Annotated in this window: 10 protein-coding genes; 4 read left to right on the top strand and 6 right to left on the bottom strand. The window is 56.9% G+C overall.

Features of this window, described 5'->3' with window-relative positions:
* The gene (gene kdsA, locus JT31_RS22350) at positions 1 to 855 is read left to right on the top strand and encodes a 3-deoxy-8-phosphooctulonate synthase (RefSeq protein ID WP_038482402.1); all 855 of its coding nucleotides are present in this window, start codon (positions 1 to 3) and stop codon (positions 853 to 855) included.
* A 172-nt stretch (positions 856 to 1,027) separates the two neighbouring features.
* Here the strand turns inward: kdsA and chaA are convergent, their stop codons facing one another.
* Positions 1,028 to 2,131 carry a sodium-potassium/proton antiporter ChaA gene (gene chaA, locus JT31_RS22355; protein ID WP_038482405.1) on the bottom strand — a complete coding sequence of 368 codons (1,104 nt, stop codon included), beginning with the start codon at positions 2,129 to 2,131 and terminating at the stop codon, positions 1,028 to 1,030.
* A 571-nt stretch (positions 2,132 to 2,702) separates the two neighbouring features.
* Here chaA and JT31_RS22365 point away from each other — a divergent pair.
* Positions 2,703 to 3,398, top strand: a complete 696-nt coding sequence (locus JT31_RS22365; RefSeq protein ID WP_038482410.1) for a gamma-glutamylcyclotransferase — start codon at positions 2,703 to 2,705, stop codon at positions 3,396 to 3,398.
* Positions 3,399 to 3,433: 35 nt separating this feature from the next.
* Here JT31_RS22365 and JT31_RS22370 read toward each other — a convergent pair whose 3' ends face one another.
* The 3 genes from JT31_RS22370 to JT31_RS22380 form a co-directional block, all read right to left on the bottom strand.
* Positions 3,434 to 3,679: a DUF1883 domain-containing protein gene (locus JT31_RS22370; RefSeq protein WP_038482413.1), complete on the bottom strand. Its 246-nt coding sequence runs from the start codon at positions 3,677 to 3,679 to the stop codon at positions 3,434 to 3,436.
* A 221-nt stretch (positions 3,680 to 3,900) separates the two neighbouring features.
* Entirely contained in the window at positions 3,901 to 5,688 is a 1,788-nt protein-coding gene (locus JT31_RS22375; protein ID WP_038483520.1) for a methyl-accepting chemotaxis protein, read from the bottom strand.
* Between the two features lie 107 nt (positions 5,689 to 5,795).
* Positions 5,796 to 6,149: a DsrE/DsrF/TusD sulfur relay family protein gene (locus JT31_RS22380; protein WP_038482416.1), complete on the bottom strand. Its 354-nt coding sequence runs from the start codon at positions 6,147 to 6,149 to the stop codon at positions 5,796 to 5,798.
* A gap of 162 nt (positions 6,150 to 6,311) precedes the next feature.
* Between JT31_RS22380 and JT31_RS22385 the strand changes: the two genes are divergently transcribed.
* Complete coding sequence (locus JT31_RS22385) at positions 6,312 to 7,712, top strand: YchO/YchP family invasin (RefSeq protein WP_038482419.1); 1,401 nt, start codon at positions 6,312 to 6,314, stop codon at positions 7,710 to 7,712.
* A 6-nt stretch (positions 7,713 to 7,718) separates the two neighbouring features.
* Here the strand turns inward: JT31_RS22385 and narL are convergent, their stop codons facing one another.
* Together narL and narX are read right to left on the bottom strand one after the other, a co-directional pair.
* The gene (narL, locus tag JT31_RS22390; protein ID WP_038482422.1) at positions 7,719 to 8,369 is read right to left on the bottom strand and encodes a two-component system response regulator NarL; all 651 of its coding nucleotides are present in this window, start codon (positions 8,367 to 8,369) and stop codon (positions 7,719 to 7,721) included.
* Entirely contained in the window at positions 8,366 to 10,159 is a 1,794-nt protein-coding gene (gene narX / locus JT31_RS22395; protein ID WP_038482426.1) for a nitrate/nitrite two-component system sensor histidine kinase NarX, read from the bottom strand. Before narX ends, narL begins: the two co-directional genes overlap by 4 nt.
* A gap of 309 nt (positions 10,160 to 10,468) precedes the next feature.
* On the opposite strand from narX, the gene JT31_RS22400 reads away from it, so the two are divergent.
* Positions 10,469 to 11,860, top strand: coding sequence for a NarK family nitrate/nitrite MFS transporter (locus tag JT31_RS22400; protein ID WP_038482429.1), 1,392 nt, complete (start codon positions 10,469 to 10,471; stop codon positions 11,858 to 11,860).
* Positions 11,861 to 12,005: the final 145 nt, after the last annotated feature.

A 12,005-nucleotide genomic window follows, 5' to 3' on the forward strand; every position in this document is an offset into this window, starting at 1 on the left:
ATGAAACAAAAAGTGGTTAACATTGGTGATATCAACGTCGCAAACGACCTGCCGTTTGTGCTTTTTGGCGGCATGAACGTGCTTGAGTCCCGTGACCTTGCGATGCGCATCTGCGAGCATTACGTCACCGTGACCCAGAAGTTGGGTATCCCGTACGTGTTCAAAGCCTCTTTTGATAAAGCCAACCGTTCATCCATTCACTCTTACCGTGGCCCGGGCCTGGAAGAGGGAATGAAGATTTTCCAGGAGCTGAAGCAGACCTTCGGCGTGAAAGTCATCACCGACGTTCACGAAGCCAGCCAGGCCCAGCCGGTTGCCGAGGTGGTTGACGTTATTCAGCTGCCTGCATTTCTGGCGCGTCAGACCGATCTGGTTGAAGCGATGGCAAAAACCGGTGCGGTGATCAACGTGAAGAAGCCACAGTTCGTCAGCCCTGGCCAGATGGGCAACATCGTGGATAAGTTCGCGGAAGGCGGCAACGACAAAATTATTCTTTGCGATCGCGGCACGCAGTTCGGCTACGACAACCTGGTGGTCGACATGCTGGGCTTCAGCGTCATGAAGCAGGTTTCTAACGGTGCGCCGGTGATTTTCGACGTGACTCACGCCCTGCAATGCCGCGACCCGTTTGGCGCAGCGTCAAGCGGTCGTCGTGCTCAGGTCACCGAACTGGCTCGCGCCGGGATGGCGACCGGCCTGGCTGGCCTGTTCATTGAAGCGCACCCGGACCCGGACAACGCGCGCTGCGACGGGCCTTCCGCGCTGCCGCTGGCGAAGCTCGAAGCCTTCCTGAGCCAGATTAAAGCGATTGATGACCTGGTGAAGAACTTCGCGCCGCTGGATACCAGCCACTAATTGCTGCAAAAAACAAAACCCGCTGCGGCGGGTTTTTTTATATTTGTTTCCCTCTCTTGAGGAATAGAGGGAAATGAGTGTGTAGTGGCCTCTTGCCCTCACCCCGACCCTCTCCCACGTGGAGAGGGAGTAAACACTAAAGACTGCCTGTAAAGGCAGTCTTGCTGTTTACTTAGGCAAAAATTGTCATCAGATAGGCGGCGAACAGCGCCAGATGCGCGGTGCCGTTAAGCACGTTGGTGCGGCCGGTCGAGAATGAAATCTGGCAAAGCACCAGCGCCGCCAGCATCACCACCATCTGCGGCATGCCCAGCGCAAAGACCAGGTCGTTACCGGTGAACCAGGCAATCAGCGTCACCGCAGGTACCGTTAGCGAGATGGTGGCCAGCACCGAGCCGAAGAACAGGTTCATCGCGCGCTGTACCTGGTTGCTCAATACCGCTCTCAGCGCGCCGAGGCCTTCCGGAGACAGAATCAGCAGGGCGACCAGGAAGCCGGTGAACTGCGCCGGTGCGTTCACGGCGTCCAGCAGGTGCTCAAGCGGGTTAGCGTTCATCTTGGTGACCGCGATAACCGCAATCAGGTGAACGATAAGCCAGACCGTGTGCCATGCGGAGCTGTGCGCCGAAGGCTTGCCGTGATGCGGGTCATCGCCGTCGCCTTCGTCTTCATGCTCGTACACAAACAGGCTCTGGTGCGTTTTCGTTTGAATAAGCAGGAACACGCCGTACATCGCAGCGGAAATCAATGCCACCAGCAGGGACTGGCCCAGTGAGAAGTTGCCGCCCGGCAGCGCCATTGGGAACACCAGCACGATCACCGCCAGCGGGAAGAGGGCAATCAGGTACTGCTTGATGCCAAACAGGTTCATGTACTGCGTGGCAAATTTACGGCCGCCCATCAGCAGGGAGAAGCCAACAAGGCCGCCGGTGACAATCATGATGATGGAATAGAGCGTGTCGCGCATCAGGGTTGGCGCGGCGTCGCCGGTGGCCATTAGCGCGGAAATCAGGCTGACTTCAAGAATCACGACCGACAGGCTCAGAATCAGTGAGCCGTACGGTTCACCCAGACGGTGCGCCAGCACGTCCGCGTGGCGTACAACGCTAAAGGCGCTGCTGAGTATGGCTACCAGAGCCAAAATATTGATGCCGACAACCGCCGGCAGGGACTGGCTTGACCCCCACATCGCCAGTACCGCCAGCGCGAGTACCGGGAAAATGAGAGAACTCTCCTTGTGGCGGGTTTTTACCGCCTCATGTTGTGTTTTTGTCATTCAACTTCTCCATCTCTGCAGGCGATAACCTGTTTTGATCATTATAGTCAGGTTTTTGAACCCGTATAAGTTAGCAAAAAATCGTTACTTTTGCTTAAAATTTACTTATTTTTACGGCATTCTCGCGTAAAAAGTTCTAATGCACTAAAATGGTGAGTATTCTGAATTTAACTCATATAAAACATGTTGATATAAATAATATAAAAGCAAATAAACCTGTGGAATGATGCCTTTTCATCTTCTTTGTTTGCGCCAAAACATCACCCCAGCGGGAAATTCACCTGTGAGTTAAAAGTGGTTGAACAGAGCAATCTCCTTTATCTGAGGATGCTGAACAAAATAACCCTCCATTATGTGCGTCTTATTTATATGATTCCCGGCACCACACGCCAGTCTTGCAAGGAAAAATGACAATTTATCTGTTTTGTGATCGTCATCAAGCTTGCCAGCGCGCGGCGAATTGCTTATGGTCTTGATATGTTGCTCTATTAGTAAGCAAAAGTTGTCAATAAAAGCCGGGAAGGCGCAGCTTGTGTAGTCGCACGGAAGCAAGCAGTGGCGGAGGTGTATCGTGTTAACGCGTGATTTCTTAATGAAAGCGGATTGTAAGACGGCTTTTGGTGCCATTGAGGAATCGTTATTGTGGACCCCTGAGCAGCGCTCGGCTTCTCTTGCCGCGACGCTTGCTTGTCGCCCAGACCAAAGTCCGGTGTGGCTCTTTGGTTACGGTTCATTAATGTGGAACCCGGCTTTTGAATTTGAAGAGTCAGCCCCCGGTATGCTGGTGGGCTGGCATCGTGCATTTTGCCTGAGATTGACGGCGGGGCGAGGGACGGCTTGCCGACCGGGGCGTATGCTCGCGCTGAAAGAGGGTGGAAGAACCACCGGCCTTGCTTATCGGCTGCCGGAAGAGATTCTGGAAGATGAACTGACGCTTGTCTGGAAGCGAGAGATGATAACCGGGTGTTATTTGCCGACCTGGTGCAAGCTCGCACTGGATGACGGCCGCACGGTCAACGCGCTGGTGTTCATCATGGACCCGCGTCATCCGCTTTATGAGGCGGATACCAGGGCAGAAACCATCGCGCCGTTAATCGCTGCCGCGAGCGGCCCGCTGGGCACCAATGCACAGTATCTCTTTTCTCTCGAGCAGGAGATGAAAAAGCACGGTATGCAGGACGATCGTATGTCCGAGCTGGCAAACCAGGTTCGCGCCTGGCTTAGCGGGCATGAGGACGAAAGCGGGCTGCAGCCCGGTTTTGCATAGTCAGAAAATGGCCACCGGAAGGTGGCCTTAGTGTTTTATGCTGGAACGTAGCTGATGGAATGCTCAAGCGACTGAGTATGGCTGTCGATCAGCACTTTCCAGGTGCCGCTGTAGGGGACGGCAATATAGGCAGACTGGCGGTTTTGCAGGCTTAAAACGTCCGCCTCCGAGCCGCCGTGTTTGTCTGAGTCACACATCAAATGGATATGGCAGTTATTCGAACAGCGAACCACCACGGTATCGCCCCCAAAAAGTTTAAGACTGGCTTTTACAACTGGCATTTTTCACTCCACTCCCGCATTAAACATGGCCTGAGGCCCCCAAAGGTGCTGCACCGGTAAGTGATATTGTTCACAAATCACCCGAAGCATCACACCAGAGCGGCGGGCAGCAAATGCTGACGCTGATCAAAAAATGCCGTAACGATTCAACAATAATGACATTGTGCCTGAAACCTTTCAGCTAGCGGGCGTTTCGTTGGCAAACGCCCGTCGGCTCATCATTAAATCCGGAAATGCCCGGCGGTTTCCGCGAGTTCCCCAGCCTGACTTTGTAGCGCCCCGGCGGCGGCCGCAGATTCCACAACCAGCTCGGCATTCTGCTGCACCATGCCGTCGAGGTGGGTCACGGCGTGGTTAATTTCCTGAATGCCTTTCATCTGTTCATCGGTGGAGACGGTTATCTCACGCATGATGACCAGCACGCTCCCGACGCTCTGCTCAATCTCGTCCATGGCTTCTCCGGCCTGACGAACGTATACCGAACCGTCGGCTACGCTGGCGGTAGTGGAGTCGATCAGGCTTTTAATTTCCTTCGCCGCCTGGGCACTGCGGCTGGCAAGATTGCGTACTTCTCCGGCAACGACGGCAAAACCGCGACCCTGCTCGCCGGCCCGGGCGGCCTCAACCGCGGCATTCAGCGCCAGGATGTTGGTCTGGAAGGCGATGCTGTCAATGACGCTGGTGATGTCGCCAATCTTGCCGGAGGCAAGCTCAATGGCCTGCATTGTGGTAATGACTTTTGATACGACTTCGCCCCCGCGTTCGGCCGCTTCGCTGGCGCTGTGGGCCTGGGTGTTCGCCTGGGCGGCCGAAGCCGTAGAGTTTGCGACGGACGCGGTAATTTGCTCTACCGCGCTGGCGGTTTCCCGCAGGCTTGAGGCGGCCTGTTCGGTACGGGTGGAGAGATCCTGGTTACCCGCGGCTATTTCGTTTGCCGCCACCTTAACCGACGCGCTGGAATCTCTGATCTGCTTCATCACCACGCCCAGCTTGTCGCTGAACGCGTTGAAGGCGTGGGCGATTTCCGTGACCTCATCGTGGCCGGTTTCAGGTAAGCGCTGCGACAGATCGTTCGTGCCGTTGCTGATGGCTCGCATCCCATCCCGAATCGTGCCGAGGCGGCTCATCACTTTACCAATCAGAAGATGCACTACCGCGCCAGATATCAGCACCAGCACCAACAGGGCGAGGGCCGAAGCCTTCAGCAGCGAACGCATGCCGGAGGTGGCATCGCCTTCATCCAGAGCGACGACGACATACCAATGTGTGCCGGCAATAGGCGTTGCCATCAGCTGCTTGGTTTGTTCGCCAATCGTGCCGGTGGCGCGATGGCTGACGCCAAGCAACTGAGTTAAATCAGCCTGTTTAACCGCCTCAGAAAAGGGCTTCAGCGTCAACGCGGGATCCTGACCGGCAATCAGCGTGCCGTCGCTATTGATCAACAATCCGCTACTGTTTGGGGTTGGATGAATACTGCGGACGTTAGCGATCACGCTGTCCATGGCGACATCACCGGCGACCACGGCTTTCAGGCTACCATCCTGTTTAATGGGCACGGCGAAGGTCACGACGAGCTTCCCGGTCCCGGCGTCCACGTACGGGGCGGTAACGACCGGAGCATCATCTTTTACGACCTGTTGATACCACGGGCGAACCGTAGGGTCGAAATCGGCCGGAACGCCGGTAGGGTCTGAGAATTTTGCGGTTTTATTGGCATAGCCAACGTAGATGTTGGTGAAGCCTCCGGCTTTTGCCATTTGGCTGAAGACGGGGATCGGGTCTTCGCTCAGCGCGGCGCTTTCCAGGGCGCTAATCATAGACATTTTTCCGCTGACCCAGTCGCTGATGGCAACGGAATGGCTAAGGCTGGTGCTGGTTAAGGTGTCGCTGATGGACTGCTGGTTATCGCGGTTGGTGACGGCGTAGTTAATAAAAGTGTTAAGACATAAGGCGGAGACCAGGCAAACTGCCGTGACTAAAAGAATGCGTGTACGAAGAGATCTAACCATCATTATTATCCTGCTGTGTTGTCCTAAGTAAAATATCGGCAACGTCTGCAGGTAACTTGATGGCGCGGGAGGGGATATAAGCAAATAATATTCCCGCGCCGAAATAATTAGAAGGTGAGGGTCTTATCCGAGGCTAAAGTCCATTCGGCGAGTTCAACCAGCGTGCCGATGGCGACGCCCTCGATGAGCGGCAGTTCGGTGATGCCGCGTCCGTCGGTGCAGGTTTTACAGAGCTTAACGGGCACGCCCTGCGCGGTGAGGATCTCGAGCATCTGCTGGATGTTGTAGCCTTCGGCGGGCTTCTGACCACGCAGGCCGGCGGTCACCGCGTCGGACATCAGGAATAGCTTCACTTCCGGCTGTGGTTCCTGGTCGCGCAGGGCAATGGCCAGCCGCAAACTGTTGAAAAGCGATTCGCTGCCGTAGGCCGCGCTGTTGGCGATAATGACTATCTTCTGCACTTGCTTCTCCTGGGTAATGACGATGAGCGAGGCGTCCAGTGTATCTCCCTGCGCCCTGAGTGGGTATGATTTATGCCCAGAAAAGCCGGATTACTCCTGGAGTCGCGTTCAGGCTATGTATGGGCCGGGTAAAGAGCAAAACCATTATGTTATAATTTACAAATGCGTAGATTTGCCGTTCCGCTTTTGACTTTGTGCTGCCTGCTCCCTCGTCCGGGAGGGGCAATGAGTACCTCAAATAACTTTGTTCAGGCTGCCCAAAACCCTTTCTCTTCCCCTTCAAATGACCTGCCGAACATGGGCCTTGCGCCAGAAACCGATGCCGCCGCGCGTAGAATTGCCGCGATGGCTAAGAAGTTTGGTGAAGACAGTATGGTGGATAACGGACTGGATGCCGGCGAGCAGGCGCAGCTTTTCGCTTTTACCAGCCTGCGGGATTTGTTAACCGACAAAGTCACCGACGAAGCCCAGGCTTTGCTTTCGCCCTGGGGGAAGGCCAGCTTCAATTTGCAGGTCGATCAGCATGGGAGCTGGAAGGGCAGCAGCGGCTCACTTTTCACGCCCTGGCAGGATAACAATCGCTACCTGACCTGGAGCCAGCTCGGGTTTAGCCAGCAGGAGAAGGGCGCGACAGGTAACCTGGGCGTAGGGCAGCGCTGGGTAGCCGGACGCTGGCTATTAGGGTACAACACCTTCTACGACAACCAGCTCACTACCCAACTGCAGCGCGCGGGTTTTGGGGCCGAAGCCTGGGGCGAATACCTGCGGCTTTCGGCCAATTATTATCAACCGCTGAGCGGCTGGCGCGGGCAAACTGAAACGCTCGAGCAGCGCCTGGCCCGGGGCTATGACGTCACGGCGCAGGCCTGGCTACCGTTTTACCGGCATATCAATACCAGCCTGAGCTTCGAACAGTATTTTGGTGACAACGTCACGCTTTTCGACAGCGATACCGGCTACCGAAATCCGCTGGCGGTGACGATGGGCATTAACTACACGCCGGTGCCGCTGATTACGTTAACGGCCCAGCATAAACAGGGGGAAAGCGGCACCGCGCAGGAGAATCTGGGGCTTAAGCTTAACTACCGCTTCGGTGTCCCGCTGCAAAAACAGCTCTCGGCAGATGAGGTGGCAACCACCAGCTCGCTGCGCGGCAGCCGCTACGATAACGTTGAGCGTGAGTCCGTGCCGGTGATGCAGTTCCGCCAGCGCAAAACGCTGTCCGTGTTCCTGGCCACGCCGCCGTGGCAGCCGCAGCCGGGAGAGACGGTATTGCTTAAGCTGCAGGTTAAAGCGACCTATGGAATCAGAAGCCTTTCATGGCAGGGCGATACGAAGGCGCTGAGCCTGACGCCGCCGGCTCAGGCGCGAAGCGCAGACGGCTGGAGCATTATTTTGCCAGCCTGGCAGGAAGGGGCCGCCAACGAATATCACCTTGCGGTCACCCTTGAGGACGAAAAGGGGCTGCGGGTAACCTCGAACGAGATCGTCCTCAAAACTGCCGCACCGCTGCTGATCAACCCGGAAAGCGACAAACGTTATTCTTTGCTGCCGGGCGATTAGGCCAGTTTAGAAAATGCGTTCCTGATGAACCCAAACTGCGGCTTCAACCCGGGATTTGAGCTTCATCTTCTTCAGCAAGTGTTTGACGTGCACCTTCACCGTGCTTTCGGTGATGTCCAGACGTCGGGCAATCATCTTGTTAGGCAACCCCTGGGCAATCAGCTTCAGAATGTCGCGCTCGCGCGGCGTAAGCTGATTCACGTCGCGGTCGGACGTTGAGCGGTTGGCCCGCAGGCTCGCTGCCAGGACGGGCGTTAGCGCTTCGCTGAGCACCATTTCTCCCGCCGCCGCCTGCTGCAAGGCCTTGAGCAGGTCTTCCGGCTCCATATCTTTCAGCAAATAGCCGTCCGCGCCGCGCTTAAGGGCGGTCACTACATCTTCTTCATGGTTAGAAACGCTGAACACCACAATCCGCCCTGAAAGCGCTTTTTCGCGCAGGCAGTCGAGCGTCTCAAGCCCGTTCATGCCCGGCATATTGAGATCGAGCAGGATCAGATCCGGGTCGAGAGATTCGGCAAGCTGCACGCCCTGCTCGCCGCTGCCGGCTTCACCGACCACGGCCAGCTCTGGCGCCATGCTTATCAGCTGCTTAACGCCGGTACGCATCATGGGATGATCGTCTATCAGCAAAATGGTTGCTGCTTCCTGATGGCTCATTCTTCGCTCCTTGTTACGGAAGAAAGCGGTGCTTCGGGGATAAAATTGACGACCACTTCGGTGCCACCGCAGGCGCGGGGGCGAACCTGGCAGTCACCCTGCAAGGTTTGTGCGCGGTCGCGCATGATAATAAGGCCGTAATGATTACTGCGCTCGCCGCTGCCGGAGATCCCCCGGCCGTTGTCCCACACTACCAGACGAACCTGATTCCCCTGGCGGGTGACGTTGATGCCGCAGGCGCTGGCGTCGGCGTGCTTTAAGCTGTTGTTCAACGCCTCGCGGGCAATCTGCACTAAATGGATCGCCTGATGGGAAGGGACGAGGCGCGGCGGGAGCTGGTAATCCAGCGTGACCGGGAAGCCAAGCTTGTCGCTGAACTCCTGGCAACTGGCTTCCAGCGCAGGCCGCAGGCCGGGCTCGGTCAGCTGCAGGCGGAACGTCGTCAGCAGCTCTCGCAGCTGCCGCCAGGAGGTATTCAGCTCGCCGCGAATTTGTTCCAGCAGCGTGCGGCTCTCTTCCGGCAGCGCTTCGCCCTGCATTTGCAGGCAGCTGACCTGCATTTTCATACAGGAGAGTGACTGGGCGATGGAGTCGTGCAGTTCCCTGGCGATGGCGGAGCGCTCCTCCATCAGCACCAGCTGCTGCTGGTGCTCGTACTGGCGCTCCATGGCGAGCGTGGAGGTCAGCTGTTCCATCAGGGTGGCGATAAGCTGCTGCTGGTCTTCGGTCAGTATCTTGCCAAAAGGCAGCTGGGCCAGCACCAGGCCGTAATGAATATGGTTGTCCGTGAGCCGCCATTTCAGCGTTGTGGTTTCCTGCGGCAGCGCCGCACCGGCATCCGGGCAAAGCTGGCAGCCCTGGGCATCGCAGTGCGCATCCGGCTGGAAGGTATATTCCTGGTAATTCTCTTCATCTTCGTACTCATAAACCCGCAGCACGATGCCCAGCAGCGGCGTTAATACCTGTAGCTCGCTCAGCACGGGGGAGATTCGCTGGCACAGCGGGGCCTGAGCGTGGAGGCGGCGATTCGCCTCGTAGAGGAAAGAGAGCATCTGATTTTTTTGCTCAAGACCGGCGGTTTTCTCTCTGACCCGGCGTTCGAGCACGGCGTAGCTCTGGGCCAGCTCGCTGGACATGCTGTTCAGCGCGATCCCTAGCGTGGCCATTTCGTCGCGGCCACGAACGTTCACGCGCCGGGTGAAGTCCCGCTGGCCAATGGCCGTGGCCATCGCCAGCAGCTGACGCCACGGACGGAGTAACCTTTTGCGTAACCAAATCAGGGTAAAGACGATCAATAACCCGAGTAATACCGCCATACCCTGCTGCAGCAAAATAACGTGATGCAGGCGCATCTCCGTTGTGCGGTCAAAGGAGCTGACGAGTTCATCAATGCTGGCCACAAAATGGGCGACGGCGGGTTTTACCTGCTGCGGAGTTTGGGCGGCAATCAGCGCTGGCTCCAGCGTACTTCGCCAGTACTCCTGCAGCTGCCGGAGCCGTGCCTGCTGCCCGTCGCGCTCGGCGGCAAGGTGCAGATCGTTGCTCCACGTGGTTTCCTCCATTTCGCGAAGCAGCACCTTATCCTGCTCCGTCAGCGGAATTGCCGCCAGCAGGCGATAGCTCTGCATGCGCATCGAGCCCGTTTTATTGATCGCGTGGGCATTGCCCGAAATCCCCTGAGCCAGCCAGCCGGCAGCCGCCATTCCCGCCACGCTGATAATCGCCAGCAGCACGACGACCAGCGCCAGCTGATTGACCAGCGAAAGGGGAGAAAGCAGGCGTTTTAGCATTGGCGAACGGGCTCCTGGAGCGGTAAAGGTGACGAGTGGCGTTATTTTCAGTCAACACCTGGAGTATACCCATACCCACTAAGGATTACCCCTAAATTGCCAAAGGGGGCAGAGGGTTGGATTAACCCCGCCGCTGGCTCACTCAGGGATGTGATTAATCACGGTATTTTTACGCCAGAAGATTACTCACAAAGAATGAGGGGGCATTTTTGCGCGCCGGAGAGATAGATTATCCCTTGATTTACATCAACTAATCTCCACGCAGGAACCCTAAGGTTGCGGCATTTACTCACACGAAATGAGGTGTTTATGTCACAGTCTCCCGTTACCGAGAAGTCTTCGGGCGCACTGATTACCGACTGGCGGCCGGAAGATCCGCAGTTCTGGCAGCAAAAGGGCCATCGCATCGCCCGCCGCAACCTGTGGATTTCCGTTCCCAGCCTGCTGCTGGCCTTCTGCGTCTGGATGCTGTTCAGCGCGGTGGCGGTGAATCTGAATAAAGTCGGCTTTGCTTTTACCACCGACCAGCTGTTTATGCTCACGGCGTTACCTTCTGTTTCTGGGGCGCTGCTGCGCGTGCCGTATTCCTTCATGGTGCCGGTGTTTGGTGGTCGTCGCTGGACGGCGTTCAGCACGGGGATTTTGATTATTCCTTGCGTGTGGCTGGGCTTTGCCGTGCAGGACACCAGCACTTCGTTTAACACCTTCATTTGCATCTCGCTGCTGTGCGGCTTTGCCGGGGCGAACTTTGCTTCCAGCATGGCCAACATCAGCTTCTTCTTCCCGAAGGCAAAGCAGGGCGGCGCGCTGGGAATTAACGGCGGGCTGGGCAATATGGGCGTCAGCGTGATGCAGCTGGTGGCCCCGCTGGTCATCTCCCTGTCGATGTTTGCCGTTTTCGGCGGCAAAGGCGTTGAGCAGGGCGACGGCACCATGCTGTTCCTTGAAAATGCCGCGTGGATTTGGGTGCCGTTCCTGGCCGTTTTCACCCTGGCGGCCTGGTTCGGGATGAACGACCTTTCGGCGTCAAAAGCTTCCCTGCGTGAACAGCTGCCGGTGCTTAAGCGTGGGCATCTTTGGGTTCTCGGCCTGCTGTATCTGGCGACCTTTGGCTCGTTTATCGGCTTTTCCGCCGGGTTCGCGATGCTGTCTAAAACCCAATTCCCGGACGTGAACATTCTGCACTTTGCCTTCTTTGGCCCGCTGCTTGGCGCGCTGGCGCGTTCTGCCGGCGGGGCAATTTCTGACCGCCTGGGCGGCACGCGGGTCTCGCTGTATAACTTTATCCTGATGGCGATTTTCAGCGCGCTGCTGTTCACCACGCTGCCGACCAACGGCCAGGGCGGCAACTTTATCGCCTTCTTCGGCGTGTTCCTGATGCTGTTCCTGACGGCCGGGCTGGGCAGCGGCTCCACCTTCCAGATGATCTCGGTGATTTTCCGCAAGCTGACGATGGACAGAGTGAAAGCCGCCGGCGGCAGCGATGAAGTCGCCATGCGCGAGGCCGCGACGGATACTGCCGCAGCGCTGGGCTTTATCTCGGCTATTGGCGCGATTGGCGGATTCTTTATTCCTAAAGCCTTCGGCACGTCCCTGGCGCTCACCGGCTCTCCGGCCGGGGCGATGAAGCTTTTCCTCGTCTTTTATATTGTGTGTGTGGTTATCACCTGGGCCGTCTACGGCCGTAAATCCACACGCTAACGCTTTAACCTTTGGGTTATCCCTTTGCGCGGCTTCGGTCGCGCTTTTTTTTGCCCGCAGCCATTTTAGGGTCGGGAGCTCGTGGTCTACCCCTTAATACCCTAACCGCGCATTTCTATAACCCCTCTCCGGCAAGTACTGCCAT

The sequence above is a fragment of the Cedecea neteri genome (assembly GCF_000757825.1).
Classification (GTDB): domain Bacteria; phylum Pseudomonadota; class Gammaproteobacteria; order Enterobacterales; family Enterobacteriaceae; genus Cedecea; species Cedecea selenatireducens.